Genomic DNA, 20,707 nt, shown 5'->3' with positions numbered 1-20,707 from the left:
CCCTCAAGATTAACGGAGAAGTCTATGTGTTCAATTTTTGGCGTACTGGATATTAAAACCGACGCAGCAGAATTACGTAAAAAAGCGCTGGAATTATCCCGCCTGATGCGCCACCGCGGCCCGGATTGGTCCGGCGTGTATGCAAGTGACAAAGCCATTCTGGCCCATGAGCGTCTTTCTATTGTTGACGTCAATGCTGGCGCGCAGCCGCTATATAACGAGAAAAAAACGCATGCGCTGGCGGTTAACGGTGAAATCTACAACCATCAGGCGCTGCGCGCAGAATACGGCGATCGCTATGCATTCCAGACCGGTTCCGACTGTGAAGTGATCCTCGCGCTGTATCAGGAGAAAGGCCCGGAATTCCTCGACGATTTGCAGGGGATGTTTGCTTTCGCGCTGTATGACAGTGAAAAAGATGCTTACCTGATTGGCCGCGACCATATCGGTATTATTCCGCTGTATATGGGTCACGATGAGCACGGCAACTTTTATGTTGCCTCAGAAATGAAAGCGCTGGTACCGGTTTGCCGCACGATTAAAGAGTTTCCGGCTGGCAGCTACCTGTGGAGCAAAGACGGTGAAATCCATTCTTACTATCAGCGCGACTGGTTTGACTATGACGCCGTAAAAGACAATGTGACGGATAAAGCCGAGCTGCGCCAGGCGCTGGAAGACGCGGTGAAAAGCCATCTGATGTCAGACGTGCCGTATGGCGTGCTGCTCTCCGGCGGTCTGGATTCTTCTGTCATTTCAGCCATCACCAAGAAATTCGCGGCGCGTCGCGTTGAGGATCAGGAGCGTTCTGAAGCCTGGTGGCCGCAATTGCACTCCTTTGCCGTTGGCCTGAAAGGCGCGCCGGATCTGAAAGCCGCGCAGGAAGTGGCTAACCATCTCGGCACCGTGCACCACGAAATTCACTTCACCGTGCAGGAAGGTCTGGATGCGATCCGCGACGTTATCTATCACATCGAAACTTATGACGTGACGACTATTCGCGCTTCAACCCCGATGTACCTGATGTCGCGTAAAATCAAAGCGATGGGCATCAAAATGGTGCTCTCCGGCGAAGGTTCTGATGAAGTATTCGGCGGCTATCTCTACTTCCATAAAGCGCCAGATGCCAAAGAACTGCATGAAGAGACCGTCCGCAAACTACAAGCGCTGCATATGTTTGACTGCGCGCGTGCGAACAAAGCGATGTCGGCCTGGGGCGTTGAAGCACGCGTTCCGTTCCTCGATAAGAAGTTCCTCGACGTGGCAATGCGCATCAACCCGCAGGACAAAATGTGCGGCAGCAACGGCAAAATGGAAAAACACATTCTGCGCGAATGTTTTGAATCCTATCTGCCGGCAAGCGTAGCGTGGCGCCAGAAAGAGCAGTTCTCCGACGGTGTAGGTTACAGTTGGATCGATACGCTGAAAGAAGTGGCGGCGCAGCAGGTGACGGATCAGCAACTGGCGACCGCCAGCTATCGCTTCCCGTACAACACGCCAGCGTCAAAAGAAGCGTATTTGTACCGCGAAATCTTTGAAGAGCTGTTCCCCCTGCCAAGCGCAGCAGAATGCGTGCCTGGTGGTCCGTCCGTCGCCTGCTCTTCGGCTAAAGCATTTGAGTGGGATGAAGCATTCAAAACCATGAACGATCCGTCAGGTCGCGCAGTGGGTATTCACCAGTCCGCTTATTAATAAGTGGCGGTTATCCTTACGGGTCCTGAGGGGCCCGTATTTTTTTGTATCACTGATTTCATGAATAAATTCGAATTTTGTTGAATAAAGCATCCATGCTGTTCGCAACCTAACCAAACAGTCACATTACGGCAATTTTCGATGAAAAAGGTATTGACGCTGTAAGGCCCAATACGCATAATGCGCCCCGCAACGCCGATAAGGTAACGCGAAAAAAAAGATGGCTACGTAGCTCAGCTGGTTAGAGCACAGCACTCATAATGCTGGGGTCACAGGTTCGATTCCCGTCGTAGCCACCATCTTTTTTTTGCGGGAGTGGCGAAATTGGTAGACGCACCAGATTTAGGTTCTGGCGCCGCAAGGTGTGCGAGTTCAAGTCTCGCCTCCCGCACCATTCCCAACAGGCGTTGCACGGATGGGGTATCGCCAAGCGGTAAGGCACCGGTTTTTGATACCGGCATTCCCTGGTTCGAATCCAGGTACCCCAGCCATATCTTCTTCGACTCCTGCGTGTAAGCGCGTCAGTCGTTGGGGTATCGCCAAGCGGTAAGGCACCGGTTTTTGATACCGGCATTCCCTGGTTCGAATCCAGGTACCCCAGCCAGTCGATGACTGGGTAAGCAGTAAAATTTGGCTACGTAGCTCAGCTGGTTAGAGCACAGCACTCATAATGCTGGGGTCACAGGTTCGATTCCCGTCGTAGCCACCATATTTAAGGTGTAGTACTTTAGCGTATTAAACCTGAAAGATTTGTTGGGGTATCGCCAAGCGGTAAGGCAGTGGATTCTGATTCCACCATCCCGAGGTTCGAATCCTCGTACCCCAGCCATCTCAAAGACGTCTGCTTTTGTGGGCGCGCATTTGGGGTATCGCCAAGCGGTAAGGCAGTGGATTCTGATTCCACCATTCCGAGGTTCGAATCCTCGTACCCCAGCCACTTAATGCAAAAAAGCTCGCTTCGGCGGGCTTTTTTGTTTTGCATCCCCGGAATTGGTAGCGAGTATCCCGCAAAAATCAGTGGTAATTTAAACCCTTACTCAGCAGGGATGACATCATGAATTACCAGACAACAGCCTTCCCACTCTACTCCCCGCTCTACATTCTGTTAGGTGTATTTTGCCTGGCGCTGGCTTTTTTCGGTCTCTCAGCCCCTTTTTTGTATGGTCTGCTTATGGGTCTCGTGTTTCCGGTGCTGGTTTCGATGCGACTGCACACGCTCAGCCAGCATGGCCAGGCCACGCTGCTCAGCGAAATATCCAACTGGAAAGTTTACATGCAAGGCATTCCACTGGAAGAACAACGCGCTTCGCTTAAAAACCCCTGTTTTCGTACGCCAGAACGTCTTCAGCAGTTCTACTGGCGGGGCTTTATTGCCCGGATCATTTTGCAGTTAATGACCTTAGGACTGTTGATACAGCAGACGCGGGAAATTGTGTGGACGAGCTATGCCGGGATCGCAGCAGTGGCGGCATTTTTACTTCTGCTGCTGCCCATCTACCATACGTTAACAACAATGCGGGATATGCGCGCCGGCGCATGGGTATTGCAGCGTGTTGAAGCCGCTGACGGCTACCAAGCCTTTTTCCAACAGAAAATGCGCGTACGTACCGCGCTGGATGTACTGCTTTCGTTACGCTAATGCAAATCAAAGGCCGCGAGCACTGAATACTCGCGGCACAAAGTAACGTCTATAGCCCTAAAGCATATTTCAGCGCCTGACGTTTCAACACGCCGGCGCGTTCCGCCGCCATCAGACCAATATTACGCAGCAACCTGACCGGGCCAAGGTTATTACTGAACCCGGCATAGAACAGATCCATACCGCTTTGCATAATAAAGTTATCCGCCATTCGACGCGTCTGATAGCGTTTTAAAATCGCGTGGCTGGCCCAGGCTTCGCCGTGCGTACGCGCCCCGGCAAGCACTTCCAGCAAAGCATCAACATCGCGATAGCCCAGATTGACGCCCTGCCCGGCCAGCGGATGAATGGTATGTGCCGCGTCGCCCACCAGCGCAAGGCCGGGGCGAACATATTGCAACGCATGACGGCGCGCCAGCGGGAACGCCGCCGCCGCGACCGGCTTCACACGCCCCAGTCGCGGAGGAAAGTTGCGGGCGATCTCCTGCTCCAGTTGCGCCATAGTCAGCGTTTGTAACTGGCGAATACGCGCAGGCGTGTCATACCACACCAACGAGGCCCAGTTGCCAAACAGCGGTAAAAAGGCGTGCGGCCCGTCGGGGGTAAAATGTTGCCAGGTGCTCTCGCCAGCCTCAGCTTCACACTCAACGGTGATCAACATACAGGATTGCTGATACTGCCAGGCGTGAATGCCTATTCCGGCCGCCTGCCGAACGCGGGAGTTCGCGCCATCTGCACCGACCACCAGCTTCGCCGTTAGCGGTTCGCCCTCTTCGAAGGTCAACTGGTGATGATCGCCGTCCGCATGCAGTCCGCTGAGTGCCGCAGGCACACGTAACGTCACCTGCGGATGCGATTCCAGTGCGTCCCACAGCGCGCGTTGCAGGACATTGTTTTCAACCATATAGCCAAGCAGCGGCAATTTCAGTTCGCGGGCGTCAAATAGCACATGGGCGTTTTCCCACTCCCATGTTTCCAGTTGGCGATACGGATGGCAGCGCATCGCCTGCACACGTTCCCAGACACCCAACCCGCGCAGCAACGCCACCGAGGCGGCGCTAATCGCCGAAATACGCACATCCGGCTGCGCCGCCGCATCAAACGCGGGCGGCGCATGCTGTTCAATCACCGTAACGGTAAATCCATGTTGCGCCAGCCCCAGCGCCAGCGCTCCGCCGACCATGCCACCGCCAACGACGGCGACTTCAGTGTGATGTGTCATGGCTAATTTTCCTTAAACGAGAATCCCTTAAGTTTACCGGATTTTTTCTCGCTTGCGTCTGACATCCGTCATACTGGTCAGCACGCGACCAAAGCATTACAATACGCGGCCTGCAATCCTGGCTTATACCCGTCATACTCGGGGTATATGAACTTAAGCAAGAGCAAGTCGATGACCAAAAAACTCCACATTAAAACCTGGGGCTGTCAGATGAATGAATACGATTCATCGAAGATGGCCGATCTGCTGGATGCCACACACGGCTATCAACTAACCGAAGTGGCGGAAGAGGCGGACGTGCTGCTGCTCAATACCTGCTCGATCCGCGAAAAGGCTCAGGAAAAAGTTTTCCATCAACTGGGTCGCTGGAAACTGCTGAAAGAGAAAAACCCCGATCTGATCATCGGCGTCGGCGGCTGCGTAGCTTCCCAGGAGGGCGATCACATTCGCCAGCGCGCCCACTACGTTGATATTATTTTCGGGCCACAAACGCTGCATCGCCTGCCGGAGATGATCAACTCCGTGCGTGGCAACCGTAGCCCGGTAGTCGATATCAGTTTCCCGGAAATTGAAAAATTCGATCGTCTGCCGGAGCCTCGCGCCGAAGGCCCGACCGCCTTTGTCTCTATCATGGAAGGCTGCAACAAATACTGTACTTACTGCGTGGTGCCTTACACCCGTGGCGAAGAAGTTAGCCGCCCGTCTGACGACATCCTGTTTGAAATCGCTCAACTGGCGGCGCAAGGCGTGCGTGAAGTGAACCTGCTCGGCCAGAACGTTAACGCCTGGCGCGGTGAGAACTTCGACGGCAGCGCCGGTACCTTTGCAGAACTGCTGCGTCTGGTCGCCGCGATCGACGGCATCGACCGTATCCGTTTCACCACCAGCCACCCGATTGAATTCACTGACGATATCGTTGATGTCTACCGTGATACGCCGGAACTGGTGAGCTTCCTGCATCTGCCGGTGCAGAGCGGCTCCGATCGTGTGCTGAACATGATGGGTCGTACGCACACTACACTGGAATATAAAGCAATTATTCGCAAGCTGCGCGAGGCGCGCCCGGATATCCAGATAAGCTCTGACTTTATCGTTGGCTTCCCTGGCGAAACCACTGACGATTTCGAAAAGACCATGAAGCTGATCGCCGATGTCAATTTCGACATGAGCTACAGCTTTATCTTCTCTGCACGTCCGGGGACGCCGGCCGCCGATATGGTGGACGATGTGCCGGAAGAGGAGAAAAAACAGCGCCTCTATATTCTGCAGGAGCGCATTAACCAGCAGGCGATGGCCTGGAGCCGGTGTATGCTCGGCACGACCCAGCGCATTCTGGTAGAGGGCACTTCACGCAAGAACATTATGGAGCTGTCCGGTCGTACCGAAAATAACCGCGTGGTGAACTTTGAAGGCTCGCCGGAGATGATCGGCAAATTCGTCGATGTGGAAATCGTTGATGTCTATCCAAACTCCCTGCGCGGCGTACTGGTCCGCACCGAAGATGAAATGGGTCTGCGCGTCGTGGAATCCCCGGAATCGGTAATCGCCCGTACGCGTAAAGAGAACGACCTCGGCGTTGGCATGTACCAGCCGTAATGCCACTGGCCTGCCATTTCTGGCAGGCCTTGCTTTTCCCCTGCCTGCCCCAACATCATGCGCTATGCTTGCGACTTCTTAATATGCCGTGAATAATTCCCTGATGGGCAGAGCCCGCGACACACTGAAAAGAGGAACAGTTTGAACATAGATACGCGTGAAATTACCCTTGAGCCAGCGGACAACGCACGTCTGCTAAGTCTGTGCGGCCCGTTTGACGACAACATCAAACAACTGGAGCGGCGACTGGGCATCGAAATCAACCGTCGCGATAATCACTTCAAACTCACCGGACGCGAAATCTGCGTCACCGCTGCGGCCGACATTCTGCGCACGCTGTATGTCGATACTGCGCCAATGCGCGGTCAGACGCAGGATATCGAACCAGAACAAATTCATCTGGCGATCAAAGAAGCCCGCGTGCTGGAACAGAGCGCCGAGAGCGTACCGGACTACGGCAAAGCTATCCATATCAAAACCAAGCGTGGCGTGATTAAACCGCGGACGCCAAACCAGGCGCAATACGTCGCCAATATCCTCGATCACGACATCACCTTCGGCGTAGGCCCGGCGGGTACAGGGAAAACCTACCTTGCGGTTGCGGCGGCAGTAGATGCGCTGGAGCGCCAGGAAGTGCGCCGTATTCTGCTGACGCGTCCGGCGGTTGAGGCGGGGGAAAAACTGGGCTTCCTGCCTGGCGATCTCAGCCAGAAAGTGGACCCGTACCTGCGCCCGCTGTATGACGCGCTGTTTGAAATGATCGGTTTCGAACGCGTGGAGAAACTGATTGAGCGCAACGTCATTGAAGTCGCGCCGCTGGCCTACATGCGCGGGCGGACACTCAACGACGCCTTCATTATTCTTGATGAAAGCCAGAACACCACCATCGAACAGATGAAGATGTTCCTGACGCGTATCGGCTTTAACTCGAAAGCGGTGATTACCGGCGACATTACGCAAATCGACCTGCCGCGCAATACCAAATCCGGCCTGCGCCATGCGATTGAAGTGCTGGCGAATGTCGATGAAATTAGCTTTAACTTCTTCCACAGCGAAGACGTGGTCCGCCATCCGGTCGTTGCCCGCATCGTTATCGCCTATGAGGCATGGGAAGAAGCCGAACAGAAACGTAAAGCAGAACTGGCTGCCGAACGTAAGCGCGAAGCGCAGGAGCAGGAACAGAAATGAGTCAGGTGATCCTCGATTTACAGTTGGCGTGTGAAGATAACAGCGGCCTGCCGGAAGAAGCGCAGTTTCAGAAATGGCTGGACGCGGTTATCCCGCAGTTTCAGGAAGAAGCGGAAGTCACCATTCGTCTGGTCGATAACGCGGAAAGCCACGAGCTGAATCTGACTTATCGCGGGAAAGATAAGCCGACCAATGTGCTTTCGTTCCCTTTTGAAGCGCCGCCGGGCATCGAAATGCCGCTGCTCGGCGATCTGATTATCTGCCGCCAGGTGGTGGAACAAGAAGCGCAGGAGCAAGGTAAACCGCTGGATGCGCACTGGGCGCACATGGTTGTGCACGGTAGTCTACACCTGCTCGGTTACGACCATATTGCAGACGATGAAGCGGAAGAAATGGAAGGGATCGAGACAGAGATAATGCTTGCTCTGGGCTATGAGGATCCGTACATTTCCGAGAAAGAGTAACCGGAAAGTCTGCGTATCCACTCTTAACTGCCGTCCGGCGCTGAGTTTACGCGTGACGAGCGACAAATTAACCAACATGAGAACCCACACGACGCCATGAGCGACGATAACTCACACAGTAGCGACACAACCAACAGCAAGAAGGGATTCTTCTCCCTTTTACTAAGCCAGCTTTTCCACGGCGAACCGAAAAACCGTGACGAATTACTGGCTCTGATCCGAGACTCCGGGCAAAACGAGCTTATCGACAACGATACGCGCGACATGCTTGAAGGGGTGATGGATATCGCGGACCAGCGCGTGCGCGACATCATGATCCCCCGTTCACAAATGATCACCCTGAAACGCAACCAGACGCTGGACGAATGCCTCGATGTCATTATCGAGTCTGCCCACTCGCGCTTCCCGGTGATCAGCGAAGACAAAGATCATATCGAAGGGATTCTGATGGCCAAAGATTTGCTGCCCTTTATGCGCAGCGATGCCGAAGCCTTCAGCATGGAAAAGGTGTTACGCCCGGCAGTGGTGGTACCGGAAAGTAAGCGTGTGGATCGCATGCTGAAAGAGTTCCGTTCCCAGCGCTACCATATGGCTATCGTGATTGATGAGTTTGGTGGTGTTTCCGGTCTGGTGACGATTGAAGACATTCTGGAGCTGATCGTCGGTGAAATTGAAGATGAGTACGACGAAGAAGAGGATATCGACTTCCGCCAGCTCAGCCGTCATACCTGGACGGTGCGCGCGCTGGCGCCGATTGAAGACTTCAACGAAACCTTCGGCACCCACTTCAGCGATGAAGAAGTCGACACCATCGGCGGGCTGGTAATGCAGGCCTTTGGCCATCTCCCGGCGCGTGGAGAAGCGATTGACATTGATGGTTACCAATTCAAAGTCGCTATGGCCGACAGCCGACGTATTATTCAGGTCCATGTCAGAATGCCGGATGATTCGCCGCAACCGAAACTGGATGAGTAATGTAAATGGTATTTGCCTCACTGTTTGAGCGCCAGCGCGTGCGTCTGCTGCTGGCGCTGTTATTCGGAGCCAGCGGAACGCTGGCTTTTTCTCCTTATGACTTCTGGCCTGCAGCTCTTATCTCTCTGATGGGTCTGCAAGGATTAACCCTCAATCGTCGGCCGCTTCAGTCCGCCTGGATTGGTTATTTCTGGGGGCTGGGGCTGTTTGGTAGCGGCGTGCACTGGGTTTACGTCAGTATCGCGCAGTTTGGCGGTATGCCTGGCCCGGTCAATGTTTTCCTTGTGGTACTGCTGGCCGCCTATTTATCGCTGTATACCGGTCTGTTCGCCGGGATTTTGTCACGCCTTTGGCCGCAAACCAGCTGGCTGCGCGTGGCTGTCGCCGCACCCGTGGTATGGCAAATTACCGAATTTTTGCGCGGCTGGGTGCTCACCGGTTTCCCGTGGTTGCAGTTTGGCTACAGCCAGATTGACGGCCCGCTGAAAGGGCTGGCACCGCTGATGGGTGTCGAAGCCATCAACTTCCTGCTGATGGTCGTTAGCGGTCTGCTGGTGCTTGCGCTGGTGAACAAAAGCTGGCGCCCGTTAGTGATTGCGGTGCTGCTCTTCGCCCTGCCGTTCCCGCTGCGCTATATCCAGTGGTATCAGTTGCTACCACAGCGCACCACGCAGGTTTCTCTGGTACAGGGGAATATTCCCCAGGCGATGAAGTGGGACGAAAAACAGCTGTTCAACACGCTGAAAATCTACAGCGACGCCACCGCGCAGGTGATGGGTAAATCGCAACTTATCATCTGGCCGGAGTCCGCTATTCCGGATCTGGAGATTAATCAGCAGCGCTTTTTAACCGCCATGGATGATCTGCTGCGGGCGCATGACAGTACGCTTATCACCGGCATTGTCGATGCGCGGCTGAATCAGCAAAACCGTTACGATACCTACAACACCATCATCACGCTGGGTAAAGACAGCGCTTACAGCTACAGCTCAACCGATCGCTACAACAAAAACCATCTGGTGCCGTTTGGCGAATTCGTACCGCTGGAGTCGATTCTGCGCCCGCTGGCGCCGTTCTTCGATCTGCCGATGTCCTCATTCAGCCGCGGATCGTATGTGCAGCCGCCACTGACGGCGCACGGTCTGAAGCTGACGGCGGCCATCTGCTACGAAATCATCCTTGGCGAGCAGGTGCGTGATAACTTCCGCCCGGATACCGATTTCCTGCTGACCATCTCTAACGATGCGTGGTTCGGCAAGTCTATCGGCCCGTGGCAGCACTTCCAGATGGCGCGTATGCGCGCGCTGGAGTTGGCGCGTCCTCTGCTGCGTAGCACCAACAATGGCATCACCGCCGTGATTGGCCCGCAGGGCGAGATTCAGGCGATGATCCCGCAGTTTACCCGCGAGGTGCTCACCACCAGCGTCACGCCGACATCCGGTTTGACACCGTACGCACGCGCAGGTAACTGGCCGGTGTGGATCCTCTCCGCCCTCTTCGGCTTTGCCGCCGTGGTGATGAGCCTGCGCCAGCGCCGCCGTTAATCGCCTTCCCCCAGCCGGATAAGCGCAGCGCCATCCGGCGATAAAGCGCCTCCGGTCATGATTGCCGGATGGCGGCTTTGCCTTATCCGGCCTACAACTACCATCCGACGTAAACCCGTTTTGGCATGCCATTTGCTTATACATATCATGCAGCTATGAAATCCGCTTATGTGCAACAAAGTCGCACCGGCAGGGAACATTAGCAGCACCAGTTTGGTGCAATGGAAGATTTTTGCCTTTAAACGGTGCGGCGCGCCTCGCAAAAATAAACAATACCGCAGCAAAATCTTTACATTAAGCCAGACTAAATGTAACAAACACACACGACACTGCACGAAAATGTCGCAGTCTATAAAAAACACAACATACACAACGGGTATCAATGCGTCTCTGGCGCTGACGATAAAGGAGTCTGGATATGCAATTACGTAAACTGGCCGCCGCGATTCTGGTGATGGGAATGTCCGCCGGTCTGGTTCATGCTGAAGATGCAAAACCTGCCGATGCGGCTGCTCAGCAGCAAACGACGCTGGATAAAATTGCCAAAAACGGCGTTATCGTCGTGGGTCACCGTGAATCTTCCGTACCGTTCTCCTATTACGACAACGAACAGAAAGTGGTCGGCTACTCGCAGGATTACTCCAACGCGATCGTTGAAGCGGTGAAGAAAAAACTGAATAAGCCGGATCTGGCCGTTAAGCTGATCCCTATTACTTCGCAGAACCGCATTCCGCTGCTGCAAAACGGCACTTTCGATTTTGAGTGCGGTTCCACCACCAACAACCTTGAACGTCAAAAACAAGCGGCTTTCTCCGACACCATTTTCGTGGTCGGTACGCGTCTGCTGACCAAAAAAGGCGGCCCGATCAAAGATTTCGCAGACCTGAAAGGCAAAGCGGTCGTTGTGACCTCGGGTACCACGTCCGAAATTCTGCTCAACAAACTGAATGATGAGAAGAAAATGGACATGCGCATCATCAGCGCGAAAGACCACGGCGACTCCTTCCGTACGCTGGAAAGCGGCCGTGCAGTGGCCTTTATGATGGATGATGCTCTGCTGGCGGGTGAACGTGCGAAAGCGAAGAAACCCGACAACTGGGAAATCGTCGGTACGCCGCAGTCCCACGAAGCGTACGGCTGCATGCTGCGTAAAAACGATCCGGAGTTTAAAAAGCTGATGGATGACACCATTGCTCAGTTGCAAACCTCCGGCGCGGCAGAGAAGTCCTACGAGAAATGGTTTAAAAGCCCAATTCCGCCAAAAAATATGAACATGAACTTTACGCTGTCTGACGACATGAAAGCGCTGTTCAAAGCACCGAATGACAAAGCTCTTAACTAATTAAAACCATTAGGGGCGGGTTTACCTGCCCTCTCGATTGTCGAAGTAGCACGGACAGACTATACGTTGAATGGTCGTTCCCCACTCAGCGCGAAAACTCGCTCTTCATACAATCTTCGAGGGTAGCGCTGCTACCCTTTTTTTTCCGGAGTAGATTTATGTCCATAGACTGGAACTGGGGAATATTCCTGCAACAAGCCCCGTTCGGCAACACCACCTATCTTGGCTGGCTATGGAGTGGTTTTCAGGTCACTATCGCGCTTTCCATCGCGGCCTGGATTATCGCTTTTCTTGTCGGTTCACTGTTTGGCATCCTGCGAACTGTCCCTAACCGTTTCCTGTCCGGCATTGGCACCGTCTATGTCGAACTGTTCCGTAACGTTCCACTGATCGTGCAGTTCTTTGCATGGTATCTGGTGGTACCGGAACTGCTGCCGGAAAATATCGGTATGTGGTTCAAACAGGAGCTTGATCCGAACATCCAATTTTTCATCTCTTCAATGGTTTGTCTGGGGCTGTTCACCGCCGCTCGCGTATGCGAACAGGTGCGGGCGGCGATCCAGTCGCTGCCGCGCGGTCAAAAGAACGCCGGGCTGGCAATGGGGCTGACGCTGCCGCAAACCTACCGTTATGTGCTGCTGCCGAATGCGTATCGCGTGATCGTGCCGCCAATGACCTCCGAAATGATGAACCTGGTGAAAAACTCCGCTATCGCCTCTACCATCGGCCTGGTCGATATGGCGGCGCAGGCAGGGAAACTGCTGGATTACTCTGCGCACGCGTGGGAATCCTTTACTGCCATCACCGTAGCCTATGTCCTGATTAACGCGGTCATTATGCTGGTGATGACGCTGGTAGAACGTAAAATTCGCCTGCCGGGCAATATGGGAGGCAAATAAACATGTACGATTTTGACTGGAGTTCAATTGTTCCTTCTCTGCCCTATCTGCTCAACGGGTTGGTGATCACGCTGAAAATCACCGTGACCGCCATCGTGTTCGGGATTGTGTGGGGCACCCTGCTGGCAGTAATGCGCTTGTCGACGTTTGCGCCGCTGCGCTGGTTCGCCAAAAGCTACGTGAACGTCTTCCGCTCCATTCCGCTGGTGATGGTACTGCTGTGGTTCTACCTGATTGTGCCGGGTTTCCTGCAAAACGTGCTGGGCCTGTCGCCGCAAACCGATATCCGTTTGATTTCGGCAATGGTGGCGTTCTCCATGTTCGAAGCGGCTTACTATTCGGAAATTATCCGCGCGGGTATCCAAAGTATCTCGCGCGGGCAATCCAGCGCCGCGCTGGCGTTGGGTATGACGCACTGGCAGTCAATGCAGTTAATCATCCTGCCGCAGGCGTTTCGCGCCATGGTTCCGCTGCTGTTAACGCAAGGGATCGTACTGTTCCAGGACACCTCTTTGGTGTATGTCCTGAGCCTCGCGGACTTCTTCCGTACGGCATCCACCATTGGCGAGCGTGATGGCACGCAGGTCGAAATGATCCTGTTTGCCGGCGCCGTGTATTTTGTTATCAGTCTCAGTGCTTCGCTGTTGGTCAGCTGGCTGAAGAAAAGGACCGTCTAATGATTTCCCTGAAAAATGTTTCTAAATGGTATGGCCACTTTCAGGTGTTGACCGACTGCTCCACCGAAGTGAAAAAAGGCGAAGTGGTGGTAGTGTGCGGCCCGTCGGGTTCCGGTAAATCCACGCTGATTAAAACCGTTAACGGCCTTGAGCCGGTGCAGAAAGGCGAAATCATCGTCAACGGCACTCAGGTGAACGATAAGAAAACCGATCTGGCAAAACTGCGCTCGCATGTCGGCATGGTATTCCAGCATTTTGAACTCTTCCCGCATCTGTCGATTATCGACAACCTGACGCTGGCGCAGGTCAAAGTGCTGAAGCGTGACAAAGCCGCATCACGGGAAAAAGGCTTAAAGCTGCTTGAGCGTGTTGGGCTGTCGGCGCACGCCAACAAATTCCCGGCACAGCTCTCCGGCGGTCAGCAGCAGCGTGTGGCAATCGCCCGCGCTCTGTGTATGGATCCGGTGGCGATGCTGTTTGATGAACCGACGTCAGCGCTCGATCCGGAGATGATCAACGAAGTGCTGGACGTGATGGTCGAACTGGCAAACGAAGGGATGACAATGATGGTGGTGACCCACGAAATGGGCTTTGCCCGCAAAGTGGCAAACCGCGTGATCTTTATGGATGAAGGGAAAATCATTGAGGATTCAGAGAAAGACGCTTTCTTCAGTAATCCAAAATCCGAACGGGCAAAAGATTTCCTCGCCAAAATCCTGCATTAACAAATTAACGCCTGCCAGTACCGGCAGGCGTTTTTTCCTTACGGTTCAAAGGGGCGTCGCTGGAACTGATCGTGCCCGCATTTCGGACACAGCGGTAACACATCCGGGGTATATACCGCCAAGTGGAAGTGGCACTTCTCGCATACCAGATTCCCCAGCCCCACCACTTCACCGCTGTGGTAGACGCCGTGATGATTGAGATCCTGGAATACTTCGCGCCATTCAAGCTGCGTTTTATCGGTGATATCCGCCAGTTCCTGCCAGATACTCTCTTTAATTACCCGCATGAAGACGCTGTCCGTCACCTCTTCCTGACTTTCGTTATAGCTGCGGGCAAACTCTTCGAGATCGCGGCGGATAGCCCGCATCAATTCGTCAATCTCGGTGCGAGTTAACTCACCGGTCTGTGCGACGCGCTGGCGCGCCTGATCAACTAATGCGTCAATATCGCGCTCTCCATTGCGCAAACGTTCGGTTAACGTCGCTACCAGTTCACGGTAAAAATGAGCAACCTTGTTCATCGTTTCGCCTCCCGGTTCAGTAACTCTCTCTAATGGTAGACGTTATTTGCCGTACGCAGTGCCGACTGCGCCGCACTGTTGGCAAAAAGTTAACCGCAAAAGCGCCGCGCTATTTCATTCCCGGCTCGCGGAAAGGCTGTTTTGAGGCTGACGTTTGGGCTATGCTATGCCGATCTGAAAAACCACGTAACAACGCTACATCTGTAGCTGTAGCAAAAACAGGACTACTGGCTGCCATGCAAGAGCAATACCGCCCGGAAGAGATAGAATCCAAAGTACAGCGTCACTGGGAAGAGAAACGCACATTCGAAGTCACTGAAGACGAGAGCAAAGAGAAATACTATTGCCTGTCGATGCTTCCCTATCCTTCTGGCCGACTACACATGGGCCACGTCCGTAACTACACCATCGGCGATGTGGTTTCTCGCTACCAGCGCATGCTGGGTAAAAACGTATTGCAGCCGATTGGCTGGGATGCGTTCGGTCTTCCTGCGGAAGGCGCGGCGGTGAAAAACAACACGGCGCCAGCGCCGTGGACTTACGACAACATCGCCTACATGAAGAACCAGCTCAAAATGCTGGGCTTTGGCTACGACTGGAGCCGCGAGCTGGCGACCTGCACCCCGGAATACTACCGCTGGGAACAGAAGTTCTTCACCGAACTGTACAAAAAAGGTCTCGTTTACAAGAAAACTTCTGCGGTGAACTGGTGCCCGAACGACCAGACCGTACTGGCGAACGAACAGGTTATCGACGGCTGCTGCTGGCGCTGCGATACCAAAGTTGAGCGTAAAGAGATCCCGCAGTGGTTTATCAAAATCACCGCCTACGCCGACGAACTGCTGAACGACCTGGATAATCTGGATCACTGGCCGGATACCGTGAAAACCATGCAGCGCAACTGGATTGGCCGTTCCGAAGGCGTGGAAATCACCTTTGATGTTCAGGGCAGCGACCAGAAACTGACGGTCTATACGACCCGTCCGGATACCTTTATGGGCGCGACCTATCTGGCTGTTGCCGCAGGTCACCCGCTGGCGCAAAAAGCCGCCGCCAATAACGCAGAGCTGGCCGCTTTCATCGATGAATGCCGCAATACCAAAGTGGCGGAAGCCGATATGGCGACGATGGAGAAAAAAGGCGTTGCTACCGGCTTTAAAGCAATTCATCCGCTGACCGGCGAAGCCATCCCGGTCTGGGCGGCAAACTTCGTACTGATGGAGTACGGCACTGGCGCGGTCATGGCCGTTCCGGGTCACGATCAGCGCGACTACGAATTTGCCACCAAATACAGCCTGCCGATCAAGGCGGTTATCCTGGCGGCGGACGGTTCAGAGCCGGATCTGTCTGAGCAGGCGCTGACTGAAAAAGGTACGCTGTTCAACTCTGGCGAGTTCAGCGGTCTGAGCTTTGAAGAAGGCTTCAACGCGATTGCCGACAAGCTGGCAGCGAAAGGCGTGGGCGAACGTAAAGTGAACTTCCGTCTGCGCGACTGGGGTGTTTCCCGTCAGCGTTACTGGGGTGCGCCGATTCCAATGGTCACTCTCGAAGACGGTACAGTGATTCCGACGCCGGAAGATCAACTGCCGGTGATCCTGCCAGAAGATGTGGTCATGGACGGCATCACCAGCCCGATCAAGGCCGACCCGGAATGGGCGAAAACGACCGTTAACGGTCAGCCAGCACTGCGTGAAACTGATACTTTCGATACCTTTATGGAGTCGTCCTGGTACTACGCGCGTTATACCTGTCCGCAGTACAGCGAAGGCATGCTCGACCCGAACGCGGCGAACTACTGGCTGCCGGTTGATATTTACATTGGCGGTATCGAACACGCCATCATGCACCTGCTCTACTTCCGCTTCTTCCATAAACTGATGCGCGATGCGGGCATGGTGAACTCTGACGAACCGGCTAAACAGCTGCTGTGTCAGGGTATGGTGCTGGCGGATGCATTTTATTACGTTGGCGTAAACGGCGAGCGTAACTGGGTCTCCCCGAAAGACGCGATCGTTGAGCGCGACGACAAAGGCCGTATCGTGAAAGCGAAAGATTCGGCGGGTCATGAGCTGGTTTACACCGGCATGAGCAAAATGTCCAAGTCGAAAAATAACGGTATCGACCCGCAGGAAATGGTTGAACGTTACGGCGCGGATACCGTTCGTCTGTTCATGATGTTCGCTTCCCCGGCTGATATGACGCTGGAGTGGCAGGAATCCGGCGTGGAAGGGGCGAACCGCTTCCTGAAACGCGTATGGAAACTGGTTTACGAGCACACCAGCAAAGGCGCGGTTGCCGCACTGGATCTGGCTGCGCTGAACGACGAGCAGCAGGCGCTGCGCCGCGATGTTCATAAAACCATTGCTAAAGTTTCCGATGATATCGGCCGTCGTCAGACCTTCAACACCGCGATCGCAGCGATCATGGAGTTGATGAACAAACTGGCGAAAGCGCCGCAGGAAAACGAGCAGGATCGCGCGCTGCTGCAGGAAGCCCTGCTGGCCGTGGTTCGTATGCTGAACCCGTTCACACCGCACGCCAGCTTTACGCTGTGGCAGGAGCTGGGCGGCGAAGGCGATATCGATAATGCACCGTGGCCGGTAGCGGACGAAAAAGCAATGGTGGAAGACACCACGCTGGTTGTCGTCCAGGTAAACGGCAAAGTGCGTGGTAAAATTACCGTTGCCGTGGACGCCACCGAAGAACAGGTGCGTGAACGTGCTGGCCAGGAACATCTGGTGGCGAAGTATCTTGATGGCGTTACCGTACGTAAAGTGATTTACGTACCGGGTAAACTGCTGAATCTGGTCGTTGGCTAAGCGCGGGAGGAAGCGTGCGATATCTGGCAACATTGTTATTGTCACTGGCGGTGCTGGTCACCGCCGGATGTGGCTGGCATTTGCGTAACACCACGCAGGTTCCGGGTGAAATGAAAACGATGATTTTCGATTCCGGCGATCCGAACGGTCCGCTGAGCCGTGCCATTCGTAACCAGCTGCGCCTGAACGGTGTCGAACTGCTGGATAAAAGCACACTGCGTCAGGATGTGCCTTCGTTGCGTCTGGGCGCGGTGACGTTTGCACGTGACACGGCGTCGATCTTCCAGAACGGCCGTACCGCAGAGTATCAAATGGTGCTGACCGCAAACGCCAGCGTGCTGATCCCGGGGCATGATATCTACCCGATCAGTACAAAAGTGTACCGTTCATTCTTTGATAACCCGCAAACGGCATTGGCGAAAGCCGCCGAGCAGGACATTATTATTCAGGAAATGTACGACAAAGCGGCAGAGCAACTGATTCGCAAACTGCCGAGCGTCCACACGGCTGATGCCGCTGAGACGCATAACACCCAGGCACCGTCCTCTCCCTCTGTTTCCGTCACGCCGGGTAGCTAATGCTCAGGTTGTATCCGGAACAACTCCGCGCGCAGCTCAATGAAGGGCTGCGCGCGGCGTATCTGCTCCTCGGTAACGATCCACTGCTGTTGCAGGAGAGTCAGGACGCCGTGCGCCAGGTTGCCGCCACGCAAGGCTTCAGCGAACATCACACGTTTACACTGGATGCCAGCACCGACTGGGACGCTATTTTTTCCATCTGCCAGGCACTCAGCCTGTTTGCCAGCCGTCAAACCCTACTGTTGCTGCTGCCGGAGAACGGCCCAAACGCCGCCATGAATGAACAACTGGCAAAGCTGGTTTCGTTGCTGCATGAGGATCTGATCCTGATCGTACGCGGCAACAAGTTGACGAAAGCGCAGGAAAACGCAGCATGGCTGACGCAACTGAATAACCACGCCGTGCAGATTAGCTGCCAGACGCCAGAACAGGCGAATCTTCCCCGCTGGGTCGCCGCGCGGGCGAAACAAAACAAGCTGGAGCTGGATGACGCCGCAAATCAGCTGCTTTGCTATTGCTACGAAGGCAATCTGCTGGCGCTGGCGCAGGCGCTTGAACGGCTGTCGCTGCTGTGGCCGGATGGCAAATTAACGCTGCCGCGCGTGGAGCAGGCAGTGAACGACGCAGCACATTTTACCCCGTATCACTGGGTTGATGCGCTGCTCGCGGGCAAGAGCAAACGTGCGCTGCATATTCTGAACCAGTTACGGCTGGAAGCATGCGAGCCGGTGATCCTGCTGCGCACGGTGCAGCGCGAATTGCTGCTGCTGGTCACGCTCAAGCGTCACGCCGCGCATACGCCGCTGCGTACGCTGTTTGATAAACATCGGGTCTGGCAAAATCGCCGTGGCATGATGGGCGATGCGCTGAACCGTCTGAGTGCCGATCAGCTACGCCAGGCGGTGCATCTGCTCAGCCACATTGAGCTGATTGTGAAGCAGGACTTTGGTCAGTCGGTGTGGGCCGAGCTGGAAGGGCTTTCTCTGCTACTCTGTCATAAGGCATTAGCAGACGTTTTTATTGATGGTTGATATGAATCAGTTGCAGGCACTGTTTGGTGGTACGTTTGATCCCGTCCATTATGGGCATCTGAAGCCGGTTGAAGCGCTGGCGAATCAGATTGGGCTGTCACGGGTGATCATTATGCCCAATAACGTGCCGCCGCACCGTCCGCAGCCGGAAGCCACCAGCCAGCAACGCAAAACCATGCTCGAACTGGCCATCGCCGACAAACCGCTGTTTACCCTCGATGAGCGGGAACTGCGCCGCGACGCGCCCTCTTATAGCGCGCTAACGCTGCAAGAGTGGCGAGAGGAGCAAGGGCCACAGTGTCCGCTGGCGTTTATCATCGGTCAGGATTCACTGCTTACCTTCCCGAGCTGGCACCACTACGAAACCATCCTGGATAACTGCCATTTGATTGTCTGCCGCCGCCCCGGCTACCCGCTGGAGATGGCGCAGGAAGAACATCAGCAATGGCTTGATGAACATCTCACCCAGCATGTCGAAGCGTTGCACACGCAGCCTGCGGGAAAAATCTATCTGGCTGAAACGCCGTGGTTCAATATCTCCGCAACACTTATCCGTGAGCGGCTGGAACACGGAGAAAACTGTGATGATCTACTGCCTGCCGCCGTGCTGGAATATATCAACGCGCAGGGGTTGTACCGCTAAGCACCCGGCGCATCGCCGTAATCAGCCGATCATTTTCCTCTTTACTGCGCACCGCAACGCGGTAATAGCGATCATCCAGCCCCGGATAGTTCGCACAGCGACGAATTAAAATATGCTGTTCCAGCAGCGCACGCTGTAATTCCACCCCAAGCGCATCACAGCGCAGAAACAGGTAATTCGCCATACCAGGCCAGACAGTGAGGGCCGGAAGATCGTTCAGTGCGGCGAATAAACGCGGGCGTTCGCGCTCCAGCCACTGCCAGCTTGCCTGTTGATAAGTATGGTCGTGCAGGATCACCTCCCCCGCCAGCGCCGCAAACGCATTGATTGACCACGGCATCTGCGCAGCGCGCATCTGCGTCACTTTCTGTTCATTGCTGCCCAACAGATAGCCGAGCCGCAAACCCGGAATGGCATAAAACTTGGTCAGCGAGCGTAGCACCCACAGATGCGGATTGCCCGCCAGATGCCGGATAAAGCCGCTGCGTTGCGGGATAAAATCCATAAACGCTTCATCGAGAATAAGCTGAATGCCCAGCGACTTGCAGCGTGCCGAAACGGCCTGTAACAGCGCATCATCCGGCAGCAGTCCGGTCGGATTATTCGGCGTGCAGAGAAACAGGCAGTCCAGATCCGGCGTCAGCGCTTCCAGCAGGCGTTCAGTCAGTTGCCAGCCCTCGTCTTCGCGTAACGGAAAATCGACGATGTCACAACCTGCCTGCCGCAGCGCACGGCGATACTCAGCAAACCCTGGCGTGATAAGCATCGCCCGACGCGGCGCCAGCGCATTGACCAGTGCGAAAATCACTTCCGTCTCACCATTTCCGGCCAGCAACCAGGACGTGGGAACCTGATGATGTTCCGCCAGCACCTGATGCAGGCGCTGATACTCCACGTCCGGATAGCGCTCGGCCAGCGCCATGTTCTCCAGCAATGCATGCCGCAAAGAGTCTGGCATACCCGCCGGATTAATATTGGCGCTAAAATCCAGTAACTGCTCCGGGGCGATGCCCAGCAGTGCGGCCGCCTCGCGTGTATTGCCGCCATGTGCGCTATGAAACATCGATCTCTCCGCTTGCTTAAAGCCGCTATCTTAAACGAAAAAGGGATGTGGATTGAGGGAGCGTGGTAAACTTTTGCGCAGTAATCCAGATG

The 20,707-nt window shown here is 54.8% G+C and carries 18 protein-coding genes and 7 tRNA genes; 22 read left to right on the top strand and 3 right to left on the bottom strand.

Features of this window, described 5'->3' with window-relative positions; translation table 11 throughout:
* Positions 1–24: 24 nt before the first annotated feature.
* The 9 genes from asnB (at position 25) to C0557_RS06790 (ending at position 3,328) form a co-directional block, all read left to right on the top strand.
* Positions 25–1,689 (top strand): asparagine synthase B, encoded by a 1,665-nt coding sequence (gene asnB, locus C0557_RS06830; RefSeq protein WP_208657947.1) that lies wholly within the window; start codon positions 25–27, stop codon positions 1,687–1,689.
* A gap of 222 nt (positions 1,690–1,911) precedes the next feature.
* Positions 1,912–1,988, top strand: a tRNA-Met gene (locus tag C0557_RS06825).
* Between the two features lie 10 nt (positions 1,989–1,998).
* A tRNA-Leu gene (locus tag C0557_RS06820) sits at positions 1,999–2,083 on the top strand.
* 22 nt (positions 2,084–2,105) lie between these two features.
* Positions 2,106–2,180 (top strand) — tRNA-Gln (locus C0557_RS06815).
* A gap of 38 nt (positions 2,181–2,218) precedes the next feature.
* Positions 2,219–2,293, top strand: a tRNA-Gln gene (locus C0557_RS06810).
* A 28-nt stretch (positions 2,294–2,321) separates the two neighbouring features.
* Positions 2,322–2,398: transfer RNA gene (locus tag C0557_RS06805), tRNA-Met, on the top strand.
* A 45-nt stretch (positions 2,399–2,443) separates the two neighbouring features.
* Positions 2,444–2,518, top strand: a tRNA-Gln gene (locus C0557_RS06800).
* Between the two features lie 33 nt (positions 2,519–2,551).
* Positions 2,552–2,626: transfer RNA gene (locus tag C0557_RS06795), tRNA-Gln, on the top strand.
* A 117-nt stretch (positions 2,627–2,743) separates the two neighbouring features.
* The gene (locus C0557_RS06790; RefSeq protein WP_208657946.1) at positions 2,744–3,328 is read left to right on the top strand and encodes a hypothetical protein; all 585 of its coding nucleotides are present in this window, start codon (positions 2,744–2,746) and stop codon (positions 3,326–3,328) included.
* Positions 3,329–3,377: 49 nt separating this feature from the next.
* On the opposite strand, the gene ubiF is transcribed toward C0557_RS06790, so the two are convergent.
* Positions 3,378–4,550, bottom strand: a complete 1,173-nt coding sequence (ubiF, locus tag C0557_RS06785; protein WP_208657945.1) for a 3-demethoxyubiquinol 3-hydroxylase — start codon at positions 4,548–4,550, stop codon at positions 3,378–3,380.
* 171 nt (positions 4,551–4,721) lie between these two features.
* Here ubiF and miaB point away from each other — a divergent pair, with 171 nt between their 5' ends.
* The 9 genes from miaB (at position 4,722) to C0557_RS06740 (ending at position 13,960) form a co-directional block, all read left to right on the top strand.
* On the top strand, positions 4,722–6,146 hold the full coding sequence (miaB, locus tag C0557_RS06780) for a tRNA (N6-isopentenyl adenosine(37)-C2)-methylthiotransferase MiaB (RefSeq protein WP_208657944.1): 1,425 nt from the start codon (positions 4,722–4,724) through the stop codon (positions 6,144–6,146).
* A 141-nt stretch (positions 6,147–6,287) separates the two neighbouring features.
* On the top strand, positions 6,288–7,334 hold the full coding sequence (locus C0557_RS06775) for a PhoH family protein (protein ID WP_208657943.1): 1,047 nt from the start codon (positions 6,288–6,290) through the stop codon (positions 7,332–7,334).
* Complete coding sequence (ybeY, locus tag C0557_RS06770; RefSeq protein WP_090118909.1) at positions 7,331–7,798, top strand: rRNA maturation RNase YbeY; 468 nt, start codon at positions 7,331–7,333, stop codon at positions 7,796–7,798. The genes C0557_RS06775 and ybeY overlap by 4 nt, the downstream gene beginning before the upstream one ends.
* 96 nt (positions 7,799–7,894) lie before the next feature.
* Positions 7,895–8,773: a CNNM family magnesium/cobalt transport protein CorC gene (corC, locus tag C0557_RS06765; protein WP_007373865.1), complete on the top strand. Its 879-nt coding sequence runs from the start codon at positions 7,895–7,897 to the stop codon at positions 8,771–8,773.
* A 5-nt stretch (positions 8,774–8,778) separates the two neighbouring features.
* Positions 8,779–10,317 (top strand): apolipoprotein N-acyltransferase, encoded by a 1,539-nt coding sequence (gene lnt / locus C0557_RS06760; RefSeq protein WP_208657942.1) that lies wholly within the window; start codon positions 8,779–8,781, stop codon positions 10,315–10,317.
* Between the two features lie 418 nt (positions 10,318–10,735).
* Positions 10,736–11,659 carry an amino acid ABC transporter substrate-binding protein gene (locus tag C0557_RS06755; protein ID WP_208657941.1) on the top strand — a complete coding sequence of 308 codons (924 nt, stop codon included), beginning with the start codon at positions 10,736–10,738 and terminating at the stop codon, positions 11,657–11,659.
* 158 nt (positions 11,660–11,817) lie between these two features.
* Positions 11,818–12,558, top strand: coding sequence for an amino acid ABC transporter permease (locus C0557_RS06750; protein WP_074775229.1), 741 nt, complete (start codon positions 11,818–11,820; stop codon positions 12,556–12,558).
* A 2-nt stretch (positions 12,559–12,560) separates the two neighbouring features.
* A complete protein-coding gene (gene gltK / locus C0557_RS06745; protein WP_074775227.1) occupies positions 12,561–13,235 on the top strand; it encodes a glutamate/aspartate ABC transporter permease GltK in 675 nt (224 codons plus the stop codon).
* On the top strand, positions 13,235–13,960 hold the full coding sequence (locus C0557_RS06740) for an amino acid ABC transporter ATP-binding protein (RefSeq protein ID WP_043954290.1): 726 nt from the start codon (positions 13,235–13,237) through the stop codon (positions 13,958–13,960). Before gltK ends, C0557_RS06740 begins: the two co-directional genes overlap by 1 nt.
* A 38-nt stretch (positions 13,961–13,998) precedes the next feature.
* Here the strand turns inward: C0557_RS06740 and C0557_RS06735 are convergent, their stop codons facing one another.
* Complete coding sequence (locus C0557_RS06735; protein ID WP_074775226.1) at positions 13,999–14,481, bottom strand: zinc ribbon-containing protein; 483 nt, start codon at positions 14,479–14,481, stop codon at positions 13,999–14,001.
* A gap of 236 nt (positions 14,482–14,717) precedes the next feature.
* On the opposite strand from C0557_RS06735, the gene leuS reads away from it, so the two are divergent.
* Genes leuS through nadD form a run of 4 tightly spaced genes read left to right on the top strand, consistent with a single transcriptional unit; the run spans position 14,718 to position 19,552 of the window.
* A complete protein-coding gene (leuS, locus tag C0557_RS06730; RefSeq protein ID WP_208657940.1) occupies positions 14,718–17,300 on the top strand; it encodes a leucine--tRNA ligase in 2,583 nt (860 codons plus the stop codon).
* Between the two features lie 14 nt (positions 17,301–17,314).
* On the top strand, positions 17,315–17,878 hold the full coding sequence (gene lptE / locus C0557_RS06725) for an LPS assembly lipoprotein LptE (protein WP_208657939.1): 564 nt from the start codon (positions 17,315–17,317) through the stop codon (positions 17,876–17,878).
* On the top strand, positions 17,878–18,909 hold the full coding sequence (holA, locus tag C0557_RS06720) for a DNA polymerase III subunit delta (RefSeq protein ID WP_074775224.1): 1,032 nt from the start codon (positions 17,878–17,880) through the stop codon (positions 18,907–18,909). The genes lptE and holA overlap by 1 nt, the downstream gene beginning before the upstream one ends.
* On the top strand, positions 18,902–19,552 hold the full coding sequence (nadD, locus tag C0557_RS06715; RefSeq protein ID WP_208657938.1) for a nicotinate-nucleotide adenylyltransferase: 651 nt from the start codon (positions 18,902–18,904) through the stop codon (positions 19,550–19,552). Before holA ends, nadD begins: the two co-directional genes overlap by 8 nt.
* On the opposite strand, the gene cobD is transcribed toward nadD, so the two are convergent.
* The gene (gene cobD / locus C0557_RS06710) at positions 19,527–20,615 is read right to left on the bottom strand and encodes a threonine-phosphate decarboxylase CobD (RefSeq protein WP_208657937.1); all 1,089 of its coding nucleotides are present in this window, start codon (positions 20,613–20,615) and stop codon (positions 19,527–19,529) included. The two genes, nadD and cobD, sit on opposite strands and share 26 nt — an antisense overlap.
* Positions 20,616–20,707: the final 92 nt, after the last annotated feature.

Source organism: Kosakonia sp. MUSA4, assembly GCF_013085925.1.
Taxonomy (GTDB): domain Bacteria; phylum Pseudomonadota; class Gammaproteobacteria; order Enterobacterales; family Enterobacteriaceae; genus Kosakonia; species Kosakonia sacchari_B.
This window is presented reverse-complemented; position numbering and strand designations above follow the sequence as displayed.